This is a genomic window from Phycisphaerae bacterium, from assembly GCA_035384605.1.
GTDB lineage: Bacteria > Planctomycetota > Phycisphaerae > UBA1845 > PWPN01 > JAUCQB01.
This window is the reverse complement of record DAOOIV010000093.1, coordinates 1-21,475: the sequence shown is the minus strand read 5'-3', so window position 1 is coordinate 21,475 and position 21,475 is coordinate 1. Positions and strand designations below refer to the sequence as shown.

Sequence of the window (21,475 nt, the reverse complement as noted above, 5' to 3'; positions counted from 1 at the left end):
CCGACACCCCTACCACATCGGCCCCGAAATGTCAAGAGTCAAGAGTTGACCCCGGCCCCATACGGGCCACTCAGAAATGCTTTGGTTGCGGCCAAAGGCCGCCTTGGGGAAATGAAGAGTACAGCCGAAGCCGCCCGCAGGTGGCCGAAATTCAACCTGCCCGGTGACACCAAGCTGGGTGAAGAGGGGGAGGGATTGATTGGCGCGTCGGCAGGGTTTTCGGGCTGATCGGCAGGCCGTTGCACCAATTGTCTATCTGCGTAAGACGGAGGAGTGGTCCGACCGGGAATGCCCGGGAGAGGGCTCGAACCTCCACCCCATTACTGGGACATGGCCCTCAACCATGCGCGTCTGCCAATTCCGCCACCCGGGCTAGGTTTTTGTTCGGCATTCGGGGCGTTGGGGGCCCGCGATCCGCACACTCGATAGGGTACCGGCCCTGCACGGCAGCGTCAAGCCAACAAGAAGCCCCCCGCGCAGCCACAGCGTGGTTCCCGGGGGGCGGATCCCTCTAATCGCGTGACGATCAGGCAAACGCCTCTGCGAGTTCCTCTTCTGTCTCGTCCACTGACCAGTCGAGTTGTCGGCCGGCGCCGGGGGCCAGCATGATCTCGTCGGCTTCCCGGCTGTTGACGAAGCGAAGGACTGGAGGTCGCGCTGTGGCCGTTCTCGAAGCCGGAGCAGGTTCAACTTTGACGACCGAGTTGACCCCGAACGGTCCATGTTCGAGTCCGAACGCGGCGTAGTCGGTGTGCCACTCGCCGTCGGCCACATAGCGGAACTGGTAACAGCCGGGGGTAAGATGGATGACGTATCGCCACCATCCGTCTTTGTCCATTTGCATTGCTAAGCTGGTTGTATTCCAGCCGTTGAAGTCACCTGCGAGAGTTACGTGTCGGGCTCCCGGGCGATAAAACCGAAACTCGACGGTGCCGTCAGGCAATTGTGTAACCATGGCGATGCCTCCAACTCCTTAGTGTGACCAATAAAGCTGACCAACAAAGCGTAGAGAATCTCCCACGCATTCCCAATTCTCTCGTTGCTTGTCAGTTATAGGCCGTACTCACGATCTCGGCATCTGGGACGAGCCGAAAACGTGAGAGGTCTCCTCCAGATCGGGCACAGCCTGTGCTACCTGTTGTCAGACTGCGGGTCGGGTGCGGTCGCACGCATTCTCGGATCCTGCCCGACGGTCTGTGTGTCCGGCTTTCCGGCCTTCAAACCGCGACGGCCCACCGCCCATCATCTGGATTCGTTATTTCTTTCGGTGTAGGGGCCCAGCGAGATTGAACAGCATTCTGGAAAAATCTCCAGATACACCTAGAATGTGGGCCGGTGTCCTGGAATCGCCGGACTTCATTGCTTGTACGGCTGGCTCCTGCTATCGGTTCGACCCTTGAAGGCCCGAGCTCTGCATTTTGGGATCGTTACGGCAAGTGCCGCTTGTTGGCTGTCGGCCGTGGCGGCCTTGGTTTTTCTCTGCGGCTGCGGTGGGGGCGTGGCCATCGGTTCCGGCAGTGTGCAGGTCTGGCCTGTTCCTGCGTCCGCCATCGTCTTTTCGGACGCCGTTCCCACCGGCTATTCCGAGCTATACCGCGAAACCGAGAAGACCATCCGGATCGATGCAGCGATCAACGAGGTGGCCTCGTTTCAGTTGGCCATGGCGGCACAGGGCAACGTACCTGCAGGCGTGCGGAACATCCGCGTGACGGATTTCCGGCAGGGCGCAGTATCTGTCGCGGCGAGCCATGTGAGGTTGTACCGCGAATTACGGATTCCTGTGGAGGACTATCCGGCTTGGTACTTGCGGTTGACGCCGCACCTGAGAGCGAAGCGTGAGTATCCGGATGTGCTCGTGCCGCTGGAGTCTCCCAAGGGTGCCCTGCCGATCGATTTGCCGCCCGGACGGACGGAGGCGGTATGGGTTGATGTACACATACCCCCGGGGACGGAACCTGGTGCGTATTCGGGCAGAATCGAGCTTGAGACCGGTGGGGGCGCGACCCAGGGTTTGGCTGTTTTGCTGACCGTTTGGCCGTTTGCCATCCCGCAAACCCGGCACGCCCCCGTGATCGCTGGTCTTGATACGGCCGGCCTGATCAGGAACCACGTGGAGATTGACAGACGGCCTTATTCTCCCAGCCGTTTGTCCAGTGAAGATCCATTCTACGAACGGGCGGTTCAGGTGGTTGACCAAGCCATGAGGCTTTTGCACGAGCACCGGTTGAGTCCGGTCTTGTGGGATCTGAGGCCGGCACAGAGAGTCGTTTCGGGTGGCGGAGTCGAACTGGACTGGTCCGATTACGACAGGCTGGTCAGCGGAATCATGGACGGGTCGGCATTCGAGGATCGAACGGCCGCGGCGGCGTGGCCGTTGCCTTTTGATGAGCGCGATCCGTCGCCCGACTTGCACGGCGGTGTGGGATCAGAAACGTACGAAAGATACGTGGCCGATTACCTGAGCAAGTGCGTAGCGCATTTTGAACGGCGGGGATGGCTGGATCGCCATTTCGTCTGGGTGCCATTGAGCGATGGCACCAGGGCCGAGCGTTTCAAAGCTTTTGAACGGATCGGCAGGCTGTTGAAGCGGGTCGAGCCTCGGCTACGACTCGTCTGTCCCCTCAGCCCGATGTCGCTGGAGCCGTACGGTTATCTCAACGATCCGTTTGTTGACGTCTCAAACCTGGTGAGCATCTGGTGTCCGCCTTCTGCCGAAGCAGATCGTACCGTTTTGGCGCGCGAGCGAACCGTGGGCAAGCAGGTCTGGCTGAGTCCCGGTCGTCCGCCGTACACGGGTTCGCTGTCAGTAATCGCTTCGCCGGTCGATGCCGGGAGCCTGGCTTGGCAGATCTACCGCTTCGGCTATGACGGGGCGTGTCTGTCCGTCGTGAATGACTGGGGCCGGGAAGACGCCATTGGTCCGACTGGCAGCGAGAGGCAGCTCATCTGGTCGGGCAAACCGTATGGCTTGGGCGGGCCGGTGCCGTCGATCCGGCTGAAACGGTTGCTGCGGGGCCTTCAGGATTATGAATACCTCTGGCTCCTGGATCGCAACAGGCGCCCTGCCATCGCCAAGTTGTTGTCGACCGACCTGTTTCGCTACGGTGGAACGGAATGTTTCGCTGAGCATTTTCTCGATAGTCGAGGCCCCGGTTGGGTGACCGAGCCGGCGGCCTGGTCGATCGCTCGGGGGGTGATGGCCAGGGAGTTGCAGGTTGCTCTTAGTGAACAGGGCGATCGTCCTCAATCGGGGCAGCAGGACGATGTGGCCCGATTTGCGGAGGAGATGGAATGGTCGCGTCTGGTTGTGGCGATCCGGCGCACGCAGGTCGTGATTGAAGGCGTCAAGGCCCGATTCGAACCGCAAGACGCAGCGGGCCCGGTTCATCTGGAAGCGACAGTGTCGTTTTTCAACGCGACGCCGAGACCTTTTGAGGGCAGGCTGCTGTGGGCGGGGCTGCCGCAGGGCTGGACGGCCGACGATGATGGCCGACCAATCGGGCCGATTGAACCGACTCGTGGGGCGAGGGTGGTTATCGGGGCCAAGGCCCGGGTCATCCAACCAAACACCGACGGCATCGTGCCGGTGCAGTTCGTTCTGCAGCCCTCCCAGGGCGAGCCGACGGTGTTCACAGGGCGCTTGTGCGTGCTCGTGGCTCAGAGGATCGGCAAGCCGTTTGTGGTGGACGGCCGGCTGGACGACTGGCCGTTGGCGACCAACGTGGCCAGCGATTTCCTGCTGGTCGGTGCTGGCGAGGTGCCCAAGACGGGGCGTGCGAGCCCGAACCGGCCGTCCCAACTCACGACGGTTTTTGCATGCAGCGACGACGAGGCTTTGTACATCGCCTTCAACTGTGCCGAAAGTGATTTGGCGGGCCGGCGAATCACCCGCAGCAACTATGTTGAATATGACGATCTATGGCCGGTGGGGGAGGATCTGGTGGAGATGGTGTTGGATCCGAGCGGGCAGGCTGTCGGGCCGGGTGATCTGTATCATGTTGTCGTGAAAGCCAACGGCGCGGTGCTCGCTGAGAAGGGGATTCGGTGCCTCGATCGGGTTGCACCGGTTTCATCGTGGGCCTCGGGGATCACGGCCGCGGTTGACGATGGGCTTCGGCCCGGCTGCTGGACGGTGGAGATCCGGATTCCCCTGGCCTCTCTTGGAAAGCGCGGCGACGTGATCGGCGCGAACTTCGCCCGTTTCGATGCCCGCCGTGGCGAGTACTCTTCCTGGACCGCCTGTCGCTCGCATATCTACAGCCCGATCACCCTGGGGAATATGCAGTTGGGGCGGTGATAGCTGTCAGCTATCAGCGATCAGCATTCAGCAAGACGGTCCGTGAGCGCGGATTCCACCGGCCTGAACCCTGAACCCTCACATGTAACGCTCGCCCGTGGTTTGTCGCGCCTGTTGAACCAGATCCTTGATTCGCTGCGCATCCTGCTTGCGGCAGATGAGGGTTGCGTCGTCGGAATGGATGACGATCAGATCGCTCACGCCGATTGCGGCGAAGAGATGATCCGATTCGCTGACCAGGATGTTGTCGCGGGCGTCAAGAGTCATGACGTTTGGGGCGGCGAGGATGTTGCCGGCCTCGTCGGGTTTGAAGACCTCGGCCAGCGATGGCCATGAGCCGACGTCGAGCCACTCGCAGGGCATCTCCACGGTCAGCACGCGGTCGGCCTTTTCCATGACCGCGAAGTCGATCGAGATCTTCGGCAGGGATGAGAAGCGTGCCAGGATGGCGTCGGCTCGGGCCGGATCGTGGAAGCCGGCGGCGACTTCGCGGAGGCCGGCGTCGATCTGAGGCTGGTGCTTGCGGATCTGGGCGATAATGGCCGGCAGGCGCCAGACAAACATGCCGCTGTTCCAGTAGTACTCTCCGGATTCGACGTATCGCCTGGCGGTCTCCAGATCGGGCTTCTCCTTGAATTCGAGGACCTCGAAGACCCCCGGATCGACCTGCGGGCCGCGATGGATATAGCCGTAACCGGTGTGCGGGTTGCGCGGGGTGATTCCGAAAGTGATGAGCGCGTCCGCGTGCCGGTCGGCCGCCTCGAAGCCTTGCCGCACCGTGGCCGCGAAGGTGTCGATCGGGTGAATGATGTGATCGGCTGTGAAGATGCCCATCGTGCCGTCGGGGTCCCGCAGGGCCAGCAGATGAGCGGCCAGGCCGACGGCGTTGGCGGTGTCGCGCGGGCACGGCTCACCCATAAGGTTCTCGCGGGGCAGTTCGGGCAACTCGGCCGCCATCGGTTCGATGTAGTCGCGCCCGGTGATGATATGGATTTGCTCGGCGGGCAGCAGGGCCCTGAGCCGATCGAAGGATCGGCGTAGCAGCGACTTGCCCTCAAAGATCCGGAGCAACTGCTTGGGATGGCTGCGCCGACTCAACGGCCAGAGCCGAGTGCCGGAACCGCCTGCCATGATGACTGCGTGGTGCATGGGAGAACTCCGCGGGAGTTCTCAGTTGTCAGTTTTCAGTTGTCAGTTCTCAGTCAGAGCTGTCTGGGTTCTGTCTGCATCTTTCACTGATAACTGATCACTGATAACCGATCACTCACAACTCAATTGCCGGCTTCTCATATCCGCGTCGGCCCATGAAGTGGAAGGTCAGCACTTTGCCGAGCTCCACTGCCGGTTGGTCGTATGGGTTGATGTCATACAGCTTGCCCATGATCGGGATCATCGCCTCGTACATGTAGATGAACTCTCCGACGGTATGGGCTTTCACCTCCGGGAAACGCACGGTCAGCGACGGCCGCTTGCTGACCAGCAGGGCCAGCTCGGTTGCCCGCTTCTCGGCGGCGAGCAGCCCGGCCAGCGTGCCGTTCTTGCTGCGGCCGAGGTATTCCATCGCCTCGATACCCTCGAACGCCAGCGGGATGATCGAATCGCACTCGAAGGCCTGGACCTCGAGGAAAGTGAAGACCTTGTCGTTGGGGCCTTCACGGTAAAGCTGAACCTGCGAGTGCTGGTCGGTGACGCCCAATGCCTTGATCGGCGTCGGCCCTACGCATTTGCCGTCACTCGGGCGGATCTTGCCCATGCTTTCGGCGTAGAGCTGGCGGAACCAGTCGGCCAGGTCGCGAAGCTGCTGGCTGTAGGGCATCATCACGTGGATGTTCTTGCCGCGCTGGTCGTACAGGTAGTAGATCATGGCCATCAACGCGGCGGGGTTGTTGATCGGGTCGGGGTTGCTGACGGTCTTGTCCATGGCGTCCGCCCCGTCGAGCAAGGAATCGATATCAATGCCGCAGAAAGCCGCCGAGAGAAGACCGACCGGCGAGAGCACGCTGAACCGCCCGCCGACGCCGTCCGGCACGATGAGTGAACGATATCCCTCGGCGTCCACGATCTTGCGCATCGTGCCCTTGGACGAATCGGTGGTCACGAGGATATGTTCTTTGGCTTCGGCCTCGCCCAGGGCTTTGTTGAGCCGGTCGCGGACGATGAGAAACTGGGCCGAGGTCTCGGCCGTCTCGCCGGACTTGCTGATGACGTTAACCAGGGTATTGGCCCAGCCGTCTTCATTGATGAAGTGCATCACGGCCTCGAAATATGCCGGGTCGACGTTGTCGAGCACGAACAATCGCGGTCCGCGGCGCTCGGTCTTGGGCAGCAGGTTATAGGTCAGCGGGTTCAGGGCGCTTTGAAGAGCGATGTTGCCCAGCGCCGAACCGCCGATACCCAGTACGATGAGGTTCTCGATTGCGTCGCGGCGTTCGGCGACGATTTTCTTGATCTCGTCCACCTGCGGTCGCTCATGGGGCAGTTCCCGGAAGCGATGGTCGCCCCGGCCTCGCTCGGCGGCGATTTCCTTGAGGATCTCGGCCACCCGGGGAGCCAGGCTCCGCAGGTCGGCCTCGGTAAGCCTGTGCTCGCCGAGGCGTTCGTCCGTCACGTGCTTCGTGTCCAGTGTGAGCGTGGATTCTGTTGTCATGAGTCCCATCCCGAATCGTCGTATTCCAACAACTGCAACTTCGCGGCGGCTTGTTCGAGGACAAAGGTCCGCTCGCTGCCATCTCTCTTAAATCTGATGCCTGCGCACACGCCTCTGGCGGCGGGGCGGAGCCATAGGATCTGCCCCAGGCCGTAGTCCTCATGTCGAACGAGCCGGCCCTGTTGCCAGTCATCGTATCGGACGGCCATCGCCTCGGCGGCTTGGTCATCATAACCGCGATTCACTTCCGTGCCACGGTCGGAGGGGAGAACCAACCACTCGACCTGCTCGCGTGGCAATTCGGTCAGGAAGACGGAGCGGGCACTTCGGCTTCCGCGGCCTCGGATACTCCGGAAGCGCGCGCACGTCAACGTCAGCGACCGGCGGGCCCGCGTCATGCCCACGAAGCAGAGTCGTCGTTCTTCCTCCACGTCCGCCTCGCGGTTCTCCTGGCGACGGTAAGGCAGCAGACCGTCTTCGACTCCGATGATGAACACCCGGTTGAATTCCAGCCCCTTGGCCGCGTGGAGCGTCATCAGGGTCACGGCTCCCATTTCCGGGTTGACGGAGTCGACCTCGCTCATCAAGCTGATCTGCTGAAGCCAGTCGACCAGCGATGCTCCCTGGGGGTGATCGCGGTCGTAGTCCGCGGCGTCAGAGATGAGCTCGTCCGCATTGCGGCCGGCGTCATCGTCCTTGGCCTGGTTCCACGCCGCCCGCAGCCCGCTGTGCAGAATGGCGTGCTGAACGGCCGCCGTGACACTCTCGTCGGCGGCGATTCCGGCGATCTCATGGATCAGCTTTACGAACCATGTCATGCGCTCCGCGGTGTGGGCGGAAACCTTGAGCCCGCGCGGGTCGGCCATCACGTCCAGTGGAGAAAGCCCCGTTTCATCGGCCTTCTTGACGATGCGTTCAATTGTCGTATCGCCGATGCCTCGGGGCGGCACGTTCACGATTCGCAGAAAGGAAACCCGATCTTTCGGGTTAGCGGCCAGGCGCAGGTAAGCCAGCGAGTCCTTAATCTCCTTGCGCTGGAAGAATGACACACCACGGGCCACCTGGTAGGGGATGTGCCGCTTCAGCAAGGTCTCCTCGATCAATCGTGACAGAGCGTTGGTTCGATAGAACACCGCCACGTCGGCGTACTTGCCGCCGCCTGCGATATGCTCACTGATGGCCTCGGCGACAAGGTCGGCCTCCTGATTGGCGGTGTCGGCCTCAATCACTCGGACGGGTGGTCCGCCGCTGTTGTCGGTCCAGAGTCTCTTGTGCTTGCGATTGCGGTTGTGGCGAATCACCGCGTCGGCGGCGGCCAGGATCTGCGGCGTTGAGCGGTAGTTTTTTTCCAGTCGGATGACCTTGGTTTTTGAAAAGTCCTCCTCGAACTCCAGGATGTTGTGGATGTTCGCGCCCCTCCAGCCGTAGATGGACTGGTCGGGATCGCCCGTCACACACAGGTTCTCGTGATCCAGGGCGAGCCCGCGAGCGATCAAGTACTGGGCGTGATTGGTGTCCTGATACTCATCCACCAGCACGAAGCGGTAACGGTCCTGAAGCTGGTCGCGAAGCTCGGCGTCCTCGCCCAGCAGATAGGCCGTCTTGAGCAGCAGGTCGTCGAAATCGAGTGCATTCTGCTCGGCCAGAATCTGCTGATAGGCTTCGTAGATCGGTATGATCGCTCGGTCCGACCAGTCACGGGCATATTGCGCGTAGTCTTCGGGCAGGACCATGTCGTTCTTGGCCTGGCTGACCGCTTCGAGCATGTTGGCGGGCGAGTAGTTCTCGGCTGACATGCCGCAACGCACGATGGCCTGTTTCATGGCCGCCGTCTGGTCGGTTTGGTCGAAGATAGAGAAGTTCGGGTTCAGTCCGGCGCGGTCGGCGTAGGTTCGCAGCAGTCGGGCACACAACGAGTGAAAGGTACAGCAGGTGACGCCCGGCTCGACGGCCAGGTGTCTGATTCGCTCGGCCATCTCGTTGGCCGCCTTGTTGGTGAAAGTCAGGGCCAGGATGTGGCGGGGCTCGGTGACGGTCCGGGCGAGGTAGGCGGTCCGGTGGGTGATGACCCGCGTCTTGCCGCTGCCCGGCCCGGCCAGCACCAGCAGCGGGCCGTGCGCATGCGTCACCGCTTCCTTCTGCGGTTCGGTAAGGCCGTCGAGTAGGTGCTCCACGCTCATCTCGATCCTCGCACGTGGTTTTATATCGCGTACCACTCCGGAAGGCGAGTTGTCAGTGTTCAGTTGTCAGTTCCGGAACCGGTACGTGTTTGGTGTGCATGCTGGGTCGAGATTCCCATCTGAGCCCCATACTGTCGCTGGGTCGAGATTCTCATATCGGCTTCACCCCGGCGGGGTTCCTATCCCGCTCGACCAGAGGGGCGAAAGGATTCGCCCGGAGGAGGGGTGCGAGAAGGGATTCTCGCACCAGCGGACTGTCGCTGGGCCGAGATTCCCATCTCGGCCCCCGGCGGGGTTCCTATCCTGCTCGACCAGAGGGGCGAAAGGATTCGCCCGGAGGAGGGGTGCGAGAAGGGATTCTCGCACCAGCGGACTGTCGCTGGGCCGAGATTCCCATCTCGGCCCCCGGCGGGGTTCCTATCCTGCTCGACCAGAGGGGCGAAAGGATTCGCCCGGAGGAGGGGTGCGAGAAGGGATTCTCGCACCAGCGGTTCGGCTCGACCAGAGGGGCGAAAGGATTCGTTCGGGGAGGGTGCGAGAAAGGATACTCGCACCAGCGGGTGTCCACTTCGTGGAAGCCGGGCGCCAGAGTACTGACAACTGAAGACTGACTACTGACCACCCGCCGCAGTCGTGGTCTTTGCCATGGCCGCGGCGTCCGGTTACTCTGTCACCCTATGAAGATCATTGCCCAGGGTATTGATCTGATCGAGTGCAAGCGGATCCGCGACGTCTGGGAGCGTCACGGCGACCGGCTGACCGACCGCCTGTTGACCCCTGCGGAGCTGGCCTACGTGCGCGCCAACCGCGACCCGGTACCGCGCTTGGCCGGCCGTTTCGCGGCCAAGGAGGCCATCCTCAAGGTTCTGGGTACCGGCTGGAAGGGCAAGATCGCCTGGCGCGACATGGAGATTCTCAACGACGCCGCCGGCCGGCCATATGTTACCCTCTGCGACGAGTGCAAGCAGGTGGCCGATTCGCTCGGCATCACGCGCATTCTCATCTCCATCACGCACACCGAGAACTTTGCCGCCGCCGTGGCGACGGGAGTTGCAGACTGACCTTCAGCCCTCAGCCGCCGGCAGATACCTTGACGAGCCCCAGGGGCAGGTCAAGCCCCCGGGGAGGCGAGTCAACGTGGCGCCGCAGGCACATCCTGCATATCTGTCCGCTCGATTCTCAGGTGATCGAGCCCCATCACCGGGTTGCCGCTGAGGGTGATAAACAGGCGGCCGTCCGAAGACCGGGTTTCACCCAAGTCGACATGCGGCGTGTTGCGCTCGTGGCCATCATGCCTGACGAACGCAGCGGTCTTGCCGCCCTTGAGGCTGATTTGCAGCTGGTCCTTGATCAGCGTGTTCACAGGCTTCACGCGGACTCGGTACCTCCCGTCGGCGGGGACGGGCACAGGGATTTCGACGCGCTGATCCGGCGCGTCGATCTCCAGGTAACCGCCGCTTGCGTACCCGGCACCCAAGCTGGTGGTAACGCTGCGTACCTTGATTCCGCGGGCGTGCAGGCCCGGTTCGAGCTCGGTGGCGGACATCTCGATTGTTGTGACGGGCTGGGTCGCCGGTATGGCGTGGGATCGAGGGTGGTTTTCCTCGGCGGCCGGTAGTGGTTCTCGCTGCCTGATCGGCTCGGTCTGATACCAGTACGCGACGCTTGAGTAATCGTTGACCACCTTGGGGCCAAAGAGGTGCTCAATGGTCACCCGGATATGGGTCTTGAAGCGGACGGGGTCAGGAATGTGCCAGCGATAGACGGTCGTCAGGCTGCCGCCGTCGGGCAGTTGTTCGAGCAGGGGGCAGCCGTAGTAAGGATTGCTGAAGGCCTTTTGGAAGCCCCATGCATTGCAGAAGTAATCCTCCGAGCCGGTGCCGGCGATGGTGGGTCGCTCGGCATGATCGAGGAAGATCATCTCGTCGCCCTCTCCCCACCAGCCGCCGGGCTGAGCGTCGACGGCCAGAACGCAGCCGACGTATTGGCCGCGGCCCTCGGTTTCCAGGATGACGTAGTTGTCCCTGCCGGTGAGGTTTCGCTCGTGGGCCTGCGTGCGCAGAGCCGGAGCGCGGCGGAACTCCGCATGAAAAAGCCCTTGATCCGGCGGCTGTGGCCCCAGTTCGTAGTCGATGTTGAAATAGACGCGGCGAATGGATCGCCGACCGTTGTTGAACAGCTCGATTCTGGCGTGCTTCCGGAACGGCATCGGCCAGTAGCAGTTCAGAGCCTTTGTGTTGTCGCCGACGCAAACGGGGGCCGAGCTGATGACGTACTGCCGGGCGTGGCCGAGGGCGAAGAAGTCGCCGAGCGGTACCTCGACCGACGCTACCGGCGAATGCTCCCAATACATCCGGATGACGATGTCGCGGAAAAACGTCTCGTGGTTGGCGAACCGGGCGGCGGTGAACCACATGTGCGTGATCCGGCCGGGGCCATCGGTGTCGAGCAGTGTTCGTGTCTCGCCGGGTACGAAGGTGACCAGCGAGTCTTCGTTGCCACCGGTCGGGTCGGCACTGGATGTGCGGTGTGAGGTGTGGCCGGTCACCGTGGCCAACTCGTCAAGGCCGGCGGGAAACACGGCAGAATGAATTGACAGGATAAGAACGGACACGGCAGCAGTCGATCGCATTGGATGTCTCCGAAGGTCATCATGCTTTGGCATTCTCCAGGGCAACGTCACGATAGCCTACGCCGACTTGCTCTTCATGGCCACGCCGCTCGTGTCGTGGCCTCAGGATGTCACGTTGATTGCGGCCTGCCGATCGTGTATGAGTCCGGCAATGAGGGAGCCGACTCCACGAGAACTGGTATTGCGGACGGTTCGTTTCGAGCGGACGCCCAGGGTGCCGCGGAACCTCTGGACGCTTCCGTGGGCGGAGACGCACTATCCGGTCGAACTGCAAACCATTCGTCGCGATTTTCCGGATGACATCGTGTCGCCGACGGTGGACTTTCCCCGGCCGGACTGCATGCGCGGCGATCCGTATACCCCCGGTGTCTTCGTCGATGAATGGGGCTGTGAATTCCTGAACATCCAGGCCGGCGCGATCGGTGAGGTGAAGAATCCGCCGGTCAGGAGCTATGCAAGCGATCTCGACAAGGTTCGGCCTCCGTGGGCATGGGCGAGGATAGACCTTGGCCTCGTGGCGGAGCAGTATGCCGGAACCGACCGGTTCATGCTTTCGCCGCTGTGCTTTCGGCTCTTTGAGCGGATGCAATTCCTCCGCGGCACAGAAGCGCTCTATATCGACCTGATGGAGCAGCCCGCGGGCCTGACCGAGATGACGAGGCGAATCCACGAGTGGAACCTGGCGATGGTCGACGCCTGGGCCGCGACCGACGTCGACGCGATTCTGGGCATGGACGACTGGGGCTCGCAGCGATCGCTGCTGATCAGCCCGCGTTTGTGGCGGGACTTTTTCAAACCGTACTACCGCCAGTACGTCGAGCGAATCCATGCGGCCGGCAAACTGTGTTTCTTTCACAGCGACGGGTACATCTTCGACATCTACGAGGACTTGATCGAGATCGGCGTCGATGCCGTGAATTCGCAGCTTTTCTGCATGGACATCGAGGAAATTGGCCGGCGGTTTAAGGGTCGAATCACCTTTTGGGGCGAGGTCGATCGCCAGCATCTGCTGCCCTATGGTTCCATCGAGGACATCCGCGGGGCTGTGCGCAGAGCCGCGGCCGCCTTGTACGGCGGCCAGGGGGGCGTCATCGCCCAGTGTGAGTTCGGCGTCGGGGCCAGGCCGGAGAACGTTCGGGCCGTTTTTGAGGAGTGGAGCCGGGTTTCCCGCGAGGTCGGACAGTCGTTCGGACAATAACGGCCGGGTGCAAGTCGCTCAACGCGAAGCATGAGCGCCGATGACCGACCCTGTTCGCTGGTTGATGTACAACGGAATGCCCTTTTCCAGCCAGGTCGGATCGCGGCCGGACTTTTCGAACCGCCCGCGGTTGTAGGTAATGGCTCCCATCTGAGACGGCTGCGGGTGTTCGATGAAGGCGTTATCTTGGCTCTCATCGAGGTACACAAGCCGGCTTGCGGGCAACCGCACGAGCGTTCCTTGTCGATTGAAGACCAGGTAGAAGGTGTCCAGGGTGTCAATGGCCGTCGCGCCCGCTGCGGACGGCTGATAGGTCGTGTTGCCCGAGGCGAGCAGGCTGAGAGCGTTGCCCGGAGCCAGCCAAGCCGACGAAGGCAAATCGACGGCCGGCGCGTCGAGCAGACGGCGAAAGACAAGCGCTTCTCCGGCGACCGGTTTCTGGGGCTGGTGCATGCCGACCGCCAGAATCTGGATTTTCTGATGATCGAGCCAGTAGGGTCGGCCGGCGGGGTTTCGGAGCATTCGCCCTGAATCATCGGTGGCAAAAGCCCGCTCGACGCGGACCGCCGTGGTGGTGAAGTGTGCCCTCGCCAAGGCTTGGGCGTTGCTGACCGCGCCGCTGAAGACCCGAACAGCCAGCGTTTGCTCGCGATTCAGCAGGTATGCGCGGATCGCGGGAGCGGAAAGGCCGGACATGATCACGATCAGCGCGATCACCACCAGCAGTTCGGTGAGCGTGAAGCCCCGTCTCATCGCACGGCCGCCTCCCTTCGGGCGCAATTGCTTCCCCAAACCCCACACTGGTCGGGGGCGCGTGCCTCGTCTCCCGAAACGGAGCACCCAGCCTCCGGCCGAACCTCGCCCATTGTCGAGGATCTCAACGGAAGGCCTCTATCATGTCCCAATAAAGTATACGAATCCAAACAGTGTCCATAGCGGCGATTCCGCCGGTTGTGCCGACCTGAGTGGTCGGCGGCGTACTGGGGGAAACGCCTGCTCGCCCTGCCCGGATATTACGTCAATAGGGCGGGCGTCCGGCCGCGGATGATCGGACGTGCCGGGTCGACCCCCATAGCCGTCATCAGGCTTTCGAGCTCGAACGGACACAAAGCAAAGGGGGAAAGGCACGAGACTCGGTGCGACAGACTCGCAGATTCAGGTGGTCAGCCGCTGACGAGTCGGGGCCGGTCACGCGGGGCTTTGCGGCGGCCCCTTTCAGAATCCTGTCGCCGGCCGAACGCGTCTGGGATTGTCCTCGACTTTGCCTGGAGGGCAGTTCTTCTTCGCCGGGGCCCGCACGTGTATAATATCCGCTGCTATGGGTAAATCCGAGCCGAGCCTTTTTGCCGATGAGCGCTCCCGCGCGTCGCGGACAAGAGCGGACGCCACGCGGATTCCGGAACCGCAGGTCTACGAAGGACCGCCGACTGCGCATGTGCTCAATCTCGGAGATGCCAGGGAACTGGACTGGATTGCGGACCAATCTGTGCACTTGGTTGTTACCTCGCCGCCTTATTACAATCTCAAGAAGTACAACGATCATCCGGCTCAGCTCGGCAACATGGAGGAATACCAGGCCTTTCATGACGAGTTGGACAAGGTGTGGCGGCACTGCTATAGGGTGCTCACCCCTGGGGGACGCCTGGTCTGCAATGTGGGGGATGTGTGCGTTGCTCGGCGAGCCAATCGCGGTCGACACCTTGTGCTTCCGTTGCATGCCGACATCGCCGTGCGAGCCCGGCGGATCGGGTTTGACTACCTGACGCCGATTCTCTGGCACAAGATCGCCAACGCCCAGTTCGAGGCCGCCGGAAATGGCGCGGGCTTCCTGGGAAAACCATATGAGCCCAACGCCATCATCAAGAATGATGTCGAATACATTCTCATGTTGCGCAAGCCTGGACAATACCGTAGCCCTACCGAGCAGCAGCGCGCCACGTCGCGGCTGACCAAGGAAGAGCAGGCTCGCTGGTTTCGCCCAATCTGGAGTGACGTCACCGGGGCCTCGACACGCGAGCATCCTGCGCCGTATCCCGTCGAACTTGCCTATCGGCTCATCCGCATGTTCTCCTTTACTGGAGACACGGTTCTGGACCCGTTCGCGGGAACCGGGACGACCACGATCGCCGCGCTCATGTGCAACCGCAACAGCGTGGCCAACGAGATTGACCTGCAGTATTTCGCGATTGCCGAGAAGCGCATTCGCGGCGAGATTGCGCAAGGGCGGATGTTCGGAGGCGCGCCGTCGTTGAAGGTGCGGCAATCACTGGCCGCCGGACACAGTCCCGATTAGCGTCTGCGGATTCCAAGCCGATCCACGAGTAGTCCGATTGTGATAGAAACCTGCTCGGCGGATTGCGACGCAAAACAGACCGTATCGATGTTAGGCGAGTCCAAACGGCTCTGAACATTCACGTGCTCGGCTGTGAAGGGGTAGTACACTACGGCGGCGAACCTGCCGTGTGGGTACGCCGTCTTGAATTTCGCGGCCTTGTTGATGATCTCGTCGGCCCGTTTGTGGATGTCTCGCCTTGCTTCGATGCGCTTGACGTCAACGGCGATCTCAATTGGCCCGCTCTCAGGCGCGGCGGCATCAAGTTCAAAAAACTCCCCCGCAACATTGAATTTTCGTTTCCTGAAGACCAAGCGGGATTGCCCGTTCAGGGCGTGGAGGATCATCCGTTCCCAACGGCCCTTGCGAGCCCGGATCTCCTTATCCACGAAGAAGAAACGATCAAGCTCACAGAGGGCAGGAACGCATGCTTCCTGCGGCAGAAAGGACTTGAGATAACCCGCGATGGCGGCGGCCTTCGCCTCGGTCAGGTGCGGCTCGTAGGTGTCGATCCCGCGGATGTCCAGGTCCCGCTCGATCGCTCGTCCCGCGACGTTGCAGCAAGCGAGCAGGGCTTTGAGGATGGCCGGGTGGGCCTGGATGGCGGCGGCAAGGTCCATCGCCGTCATCGCGGAGAAGTTGATGACGTCGACCTCGCGTCTCTCGATGAAGGGTGCGAACGCCTCGGTGACGGCGGCGACGATCGCCGCACGCCGCGTTTCAGCCTCGGCTTTGACCCATTTCATGTAATCTGCGTGCGTATCGTATCCTTCGGGCATCCGGATCTCCGCTCAGCGGACGCACCGTTCAACAAGATGAACAGCTTTCCGCGTATCGTCTCACACGCACGCCGGTATCGCGACACCATCCGACCGGCTCGCGTCGCACGAGGAATCAACGGAGCCTTGTTTCTCAGCTCCGGGGTCTTTCTCCCGCAGACCTCCGTGTGTGGGTGTGATATCGCTTGGCCAAGGAATACCACGAAGGTCAGTCGTTCGTCAACGATGCCGAGACGGATCATCCCGCCGGTGGGCATGCGGCATTTCTCGTTACTTACATCTCAACCGTTTCAGAGCGGTGTCTGGATGACTCGTGCCCCGTCTTGGGTTATGCTTTCATTTCAGAAGGCGGGACGTGAATCCCGTGTTTTCTCGGTACTCTGCCGGAGGTAGACTCAGATGTCGTACGCGATCGAACCGGTGGTTCAGGACGGCAACAAGTGCGGTGAGGCGCCGACGTGGGACGCACCCAATCGTCGCGTGCTCTGGACCGACAATGAGACGGACACCACGTACCAGTACAACGTGGACACCGGTGAGCGGAAGGTGTTGACCCGCGGCGTGGTGGTCTCGGGCATTGCCCTGAACCGCTCGGGCGGACTCCTGTTGGGCGGACCGACCGGCTTGCACTTCTGGCAGGACGGTCAGTGGCGCAGCATGGCAGCAACGTACAAAGGCGAAGAACTGAAGATCAATGATATGATCGCCGATCCGCAGGGCCGCATCTATGCCGGCACCATGTATTGGGGCGCCGGCGGCATGGAGAAGACAGGTTGTCTGTATCTGATCGCGCCCGACGCATCAGTCCGCGTGGTCGATGAGGGCATCGAGCTCGCCAACGGCCTGGGTTTCAGTCCCGACAACAGGACGCTCTACTTCACCGACTCCACGGCCCGGAAGATCTACGCTTATGACGTCAATCCCTCGACGGGCGAGCTGTCCGGCCGTCGGGTTGTCGTCCAAGTGCCTACCGACGAGGGCATACCGGACGGCCTGACCGTCGACGCCGAGGGCTACATCTGGAGCGCTCAGTGGTACGGTTCACAGATCGTTCGATATGACCCCCAGGGCAAGGTGGAGCGGCGTATTGCCATGCCGGTCAAGCAGGTGTCAAGCATCATCTTCGGCGGTGACGATCTGACCGATCTGTACGTCACGACCGCCGGCCAGTCCTGGGTCGGCCCCTATGCTCCCCCAGGATACGACTTCAACGCTCCCAACATCGGCGGTTCGCTCTATCGGATCCGCGTCGGTATTCAAGGCCGGCCGGAGCATTTGGCCGACTTTGCGTGGTGAAGGAGGCCCCAAGAGGGGCAACGGGCAGCACAAAAGGTGGTCTGTCGCGGCATCGTCTGATTTCCTCCGCCCGGTTTCCTGCTGGAGAGGCAATGCCGATGATGAGCTTGCCCAAAGGTGGCGACGTGGCTGTGACATCTGTTGTTTTGATCCTGAACGCCATTACCCTCATGGGGGCGGCCGTCGAGCGGCATCTTGATTTGCCGACAAGCCTTGCGTCGCGGCCTGCTGTGGGCGTCGCTGACATATCAGCAACGCTCGACGCTGCGGCCAAGCCACTCCTCCCAGGTGTCCGTCAGAGCCTGGCTGTCAAACCGGTGCCGTGGCTGGTCAAGACTCACGATGTGGGCTCTCCCACCGACTTCCACAAGGACATACCCTGGCACTTGCTTGATAAGGATAAGGATGCCCGTTTTGATCTCCCGCATCGGGGCAAATTGGGCGTTTTCAACACCAACAGCGACGTTCATCTCCTGATCGGGCTGGGCGTGGATGATAAGCCGGTCAACTTCAACCCCAAGCGGCAGTACACCGACCATTTGCTTAACTTGGCGTCCGTAAAGGTTGACCTTGACGACATCCTTGGACAGGTTCTGTTCCTGGCCGCGGAAAGCGATACGTTGCTGTCCGTGGTACAGGTACAAAATCTCGGCCCGCACCCTCACATTGTTCGCGTCGAGGCTGCTTGCACAAAACCTCGCGCGGAGAAGGTGCCTTTCGACCGCTTCGGCTACGGCGTGACCGCCACGACCGGCGACTTGCAGTGGATCGGTTATAACGAACCGAACGGAGCACTTGTTTCGAGCTACGATGAGTGGATACCGGGCCCCAGGCGGCTCGGCGGCACCCTGTTATGTGTGCTGGCGGCGAGTGAGCCGCCGGCCGGCCGTCGCACCGCCCTGACAGATCACGCGACCCCATCAGGTATTCCCCGTGACGCCGTGCTCGAACATCGCGTCGAATTGCCTGCAGGCGCCAGCAGAACGCTGCTGCTCAGCCTGAATCTTCACCGCTACGGCCCGCAGCAGTATGAATCGCCGATGGAGATGATTCTCTATCCCAAGCAGACGCCGGAAGAGGCTCTCCAATACTCGGTGTTCGCAGCGATCCGGACACTCTCGGTCGATTGGCCACGGCTCGTGGCCGATAGCTTCAAGTGGTACGAGCACGTGCCACTGTTGACCGTACCACCCCAGTCCTGGGCGGCCGACTTCCTGTGCGCTTTGGAGCTGCCGCGGGCCAATACCTGGAGTCCGCAGGAGCAGTCGAGCCTCCCGTGGTACACGCTTTGCCGTCCGCATACCAACGAGCCTTACGGCTGGTGGAGCTACGGCATGCACGGTCACGAGGATCTCTCGACTTTCGTCGTCAACCTTACCGAGCCGACGCTGTCCCAAAGTTTCCTCCGCGGACACTTCCGGAATCAGCAGCCGGATGGACGGTTTCCTTACGGGGTGAACCACCGCGGAGTCAGCGCCCACAGCGGCGACCTGGCCACTGCTCCTTTCCTGGCATGGGAGTCTTGGACGACGTACCTGTGGAGGGACGATCGGAAGTTCCTGCAAGAGGCTTATGATTGCTGCGCACGCTCGCTTCGATGGTGGTGCTCGCCGGCCCGCACCCGCCCGGGCATGAGACTGCAGCACTGGAAGGATTTCCTGGAGACCGTTCGCGACGACGGCGACCTGGCGACGTGGACCGCCACCGACAAAGCCGAGAACCAGGAGGCACTGGACCTCAACTGTTACCTGCTGAAAGAGGAACGAACGCTGGCTGAAATGGCCCGCGAATTGGGCCGCAGTGGCGAGTCGTCGCAGTGGAAAGCGGACGCGGAGCAACGGGCGGCGGTCATGCGGGAACACTTCTGGCATGCCGAGGACGGTGTTTACTACGGGCGCGATATAGCGGGTGATCGTTGGGCCAGGATCATGGATATCTCGACGTTCTTTCCGCTGTGGTGCGGGCTGGCAACGCCTCAGCAGGTGCCTGCGATCGTCGATCTGCTGCGAGACCCCACTGCGTTCGGCGCCAATTACCCCGTGGCCACGCTGGCCGTCAGGCACATGCCGGACCGACTTAAGGGACAGTGGCATTGGCGCGGAGCCAACTGGGTGGAAATGACGTGGCTGGTGATCTGTGGTCTCAAGGAAGTGGGTCGATTTGACGAGGCCGCACGCCTGGCTGAAATCAATTGTCGGATGGTTTTTCAATCGCTCGAGAAGGACGGCCATTTCCGCGAGTACTACAACTCGCTGACCGGTGAGCCTGCCGATCTGACCGACTACATCTGGACGTCAATACCCGCCATCATGATCGTCGACGTGATACTTGGTATCCGGCCGACGGCCGAAGGCGTGGAGATCATGCCGGCCCTGCCGGAAAGCTGGCCTGACGCAGCGATTGACTCTCTGCGACTTCGCGCGAGCAGGTTGTCGGTGAGCGTGCGACGCGACACGGCCGGGCAGCATACCCGGGCCGCCTTGAACGGCCGGGCTCTGCCCGTCAGGGAGGGACGAGGAATCCTCGTCCAATGGAGCGACTTGCCCGCGGATGCGCGGATCGAGATCACTCAACCCTCGCGCGTGGCGGCTGTACGCTGAAGGATGGTTCGAGTTCGTCCAGACGACCGCCGTTCAGTCGGCGCACGAAGCGCTTGCCGGGATGCCCGCTCCGCTGGCACAGGCCTCAAAAAGAACGTAGTCCTGCAAGTCGATGTCACCGTCGCCGTTAGGGCTGTCGCGGTCGAAACAACGACAGTAAGGCGGATCGGCGGGGATTGTTCCGCCGCTTCCGGTAAAGCACGTCTGCCAGACGGCGAAATCAGCCTGGTCCACGTCTCCATCGGCATCGGCATCTGCAAACGGGCGGCTGCACGGATTACCGGTCATGGCAAACGTGAGGCCGTCCGCGTGGAGCGCATGGAGATCCTGACCCGACGTGCTCAGCCTCCAGGCGACCGTCAGGACCTCACTCGCCGCGTGTGCCGATACGGAGCGGCTGCGCCAGTCGTAGGAGGTCCCGAAGGCATCATCATTGATGGCGGTCTCGGCAAGTAACGTTCCTGATTCCAGCGAGCCGTCGATGAGCTGCATGACGGCCTGATTGGTACCGCCACCGGCGAACTGCCCCGCAAGGGTGTACCGAGCGGTCGGAATCACGCGCACCGACTGGTAAGCAATCAGATCACCACTCCGATCGATGGTGAGTGAGCCGTAGTGTCCGCCTGCCGTCGACGGACAGGTCACGGGTCGGTGAACGTGGTGGTCGCGGTCAAGGCTGCCGGGAACCGTCAGCTTGACCGACCAGCCTCGCGGAACACCTCTCAGCAACGCCTCGGGAGTCGTGCAGTCAACGGGTGTGCCCGGGTCAGGTAATTCAAAACCTCCGTTGGCCAGCGCCGGCGCCAGGATGAGGAACCCATCCTTGATTCGAGCTACGCATCCCTCCTTGAAAATAATGACATCTCGTGGTCCGGTCGGCTGATCGGTGAGATTGAAATCGCAGGTCAGCCGTGTGTCGTCGTGAACCGTCACATTCGTCGCATTGACCGCCACCAGGCCCGTACGCGTGAGCATAACCTTGGGGGTGTTTTCGCCGCTGAACCCCGAGCCGACGATCTCAACGCCGGTCAACGTCCCGGTGTTGTCACCGTCCGCCGGAGCAATTGTGGCGGCGGTGATCGCCGATGTACAGGTATCCATGCGCAGCGCGTCCGCATGAGCCACATGAGGCCCGGGGTTCCGCGTCGTTACCCGCCAACGAACGGTCAATAGGTCGCCGGTCGGCTTGCCCTGCGCGTAGGCGAAGGTCCAGTCGTAGGCAGGACCGTTGTCGTGGATCAGACCGCTGACCGAGTCGGGAACATGTTCGGCCTGCTCGTTGCCGTCCAGAAGATCCAGGATCACTGTGTTGTCGCCGGCCCCCGCGAAATACCCCGAAACCGTGTAGGTCTTGGTGTTGTCCACCTGGATGGTCTGGTACGCCCAGGATTCCGGCTGCGCTCCCGGAGCCGGGGGTACCGAGAAGGTGCTCGCATAATGATGGCCGTCGGGAGGTGGGCAAGTGCCAGCGTCGTTCTGAAAGTGCAGAGATTTCGCCGGTTTGAATATGTAGT

General features: G+C 61.9%; 14 protein-coding genes and 1 tRNA gene. 6 read left to right on the top strand and 9 right to left on the bottom strand.

The window, feature by feature from the left end; genetic code table 11:
• Positions 1 to 289 precede the first annotated feature (289 nt).
• Positions 290 to 373 (bottom strand) — tRNA-Leu (locus PLL20_16880).
• Positions 374 to 526: 153 nt separating this feature from the next.
• Positions 527 to 955: an isoamylase early set domain-containing protein gene (locus PLL20_16875; protein HPD31668.1), complete on the bottom strand. Its 429-nt coding sequence runs from the start codon at positions 953 to 955 to the stop codon at positions 527 to 529.
• A 504-nt stretch (positions 956 to 1,459) separates the two neighbouring features.
• Between PLL20_16875 and PLL20_16870 the strand changes: the two genes are divergently transcribed.
• Positions 1,460 to 4,297, top strand: coding sequence for a DUF4091 domain-containing protein (locus tag PLL20_16870; protein HPD31667.1), 2,838 nt, complete (start codon positions 1,460 to 1,462; stop codon positions 4,295 to 4,297).
• Between the two features lie 78 nt (positions 4,298 to 4,375).
• Here the strand turns inward: PLL20_16870 and PLL20_16865 are convergent, their stop codons facing one another.
• The 3 genes from PLL20_16865 to PLL20_16855 all read right to left on the bottom strand — a co-directional run bounded on the left by PLL20_16865 (position 4,376) and on the right by PLL20_16855 (position 9,124).
• Positions 4,376 to 5,446: a mannose-1-phosphate guanylyltransferase gene (locus PLL20_16865; protein ID HPD31666.1), complete on the bottom strand. Its 1,071-nt coding sequence runs from the start codon at positions 5,444 to 5,446 to the stop codon at positions 4,376 to 4,378.
• A 115-nt stretch (positions 5,447 to 5,561) separates the two neighbouring features.
• A complete protein-coding gene (locus tag PLL20_16860; protein HPD31665.1) occupies positions 5,562 to 6,944 on the bottom strand; it encodes a glucose-6-phosphate isomerase in 1,383 nt (460 codons plus the stop codon).
• On the bottom strand, positions 6,941 to 9,124 hold the full coding sequence (locus PLL20_16855; GenBank protein ID HPD31664.1) for a UvrD-helicase domain-containing protein: 2,184 nt from the start codon (positions 9,122 to 9,124) through the stop codon (positions 6,941 to 6,943). Before PLL20_16855 ends, PLL20_16860 begins: the two co-directional genes overlap by 4 nt.
• A gap of 677 nt (positions 9,125 to 9,801) precedes the next feature.
• Between PLL20_16855 and acpS the strand changes: the two genes are divergently transcribed.
• The gene (acpS, locus tag PLL20_16850) at positions 9,802 to 10,185 is read left to right on the top strand and encodes a holo-ACP synthase (protein HPD31663.1); all 384 of its coding nucleotides are present in this window, start codon (positions 9,802 to 9,804) and stop codon (positions 10,183 to 10,185) included.
• Between the two features lie 71 nt (positions 10,186 to 10,256).
• On the opposite strand, the gene PLL20_16845 is transcribed toward acpS, so the two are convergent.
• Positions 10,257 to 11,756, bottom strand: a complete 1,500-nt coding sequence (locus PLL20_16845) for a DUF2961 domain-containing protein (protein HPD31662.1) — start codon at positions 11,754 to 11,756, stop codon at positions 10,257 to 10,259.
• Positions 11,757 to 11,907: 151 nt separating this feature from the next.
• Here PLL20_16845 and PLL20_16840 point away from each other — a divergent pair, with 151 nt between their 5' ends.
• Complete coding sequence (locus tag PLL20_16840; GenBank protein ID HPD31661.1) at positions 11,908 to 12,954, top strand: uroporphyrinogen decarboxylase family protein; 1,047 nt, start codon at positions 11,908 to 11,910, stop codon at positions 12,952 to 12,954.
• Between the two features lie 18 nt (positions 12,955 to 12,972).
• On the opposite strand, the gene PLL20_16835 is transcribed toward PLL20_16840, so the two are convergent.
• The gene (locus tag PLL20_16835; protein ID HPD31660.1) at positions 12,973 to 13,707 is read right to left on the bottom strand and encodes a prepilin-type N-terminal cleavage/methylation domain-containing protein; all 735 of its coding nucleotides are present in this window, start codon (positions 13,705 to 13,707) and stop codon (positions 12,973 to 12,975) included.
• Positions 13,708 to 14,272: 565 nt separating this feature from the next.
• Between PLL20_16835 and PLL20_16830 the strand changes: the two genes are divergently transcribed.
• Positions 14,273 to 15,247, top strand: a complete 975-nt coding sequence (locus PLL20_16830; GenBank protein ID HPD31659.1) for a site-specific DNA-methyltransferase — start codon at positions 14,273 to 14,275, stop codon at positions 15,245 to 15,247.
• Here the strand turns inward: PLL20_16830 and PLL20_16825 are convergent.
• Positions 15,244 to 16,065, bottom strand: a complete 822-nt coding sequence (locus PLL20_16825) for a hypothetical protein (GenBank protein ID HPD31658.1) — start codon at positions 16,063 to 16,065, stop codon at positions 15,244 to 15,246. The genes PLL20_16830 and PLL20_16825 overlap by 4 nt on opposite strands.
• A gap of 399 nt (positions 16,066 to 16,464) precedes the next feature.
• On the opposite strand from PLL20_16825, the gene PLL20_16820 reads away from it, so the two are divergent.
• Together PLL20_16820 and PLL20_16815 are read left to right on the top strand one after the other, a co-directional pair.
• The gene (locus tag PLL20_16820) at positions 16,465 to 17,361 is read left to right on the top strand and encodes an SMP-30/gluconolactonase/LRE family protein (GenBank protein ID HPD31657.1); all 897 of its coding nucleotides are present in this window, start codon (positions 16,465 to 16,467) and stop codon (positions 17,359 to 17,361) included.
• Positions 17,362 to 17,453: 92 nt separating this feature from the next.
• The gene (locus tag PLL20_16815; GenBank protein HPD31656.1) at positions 17,454 to 19,961 is read left to right on the top strand and encodes a trehalase family glycosidase; all 2,508 of its coding nucleotides are present in this window, start codon (positions 17,454 to 17,456) and stop codon (positions 19,959 to 19,961) included.
• Between the two features lie 33 nt (positions 19,962 to 19,994).
• Here the strand turns inward: PLL20_16815 and PLL20_16810 are convergent.
• The coding region (locus PLL20_16810; protein HPD31655.1) for a hypothetical protein at positions 19,995 to 21,475 on the bottom strand (1,481 nt) is incomplete at its 5' end.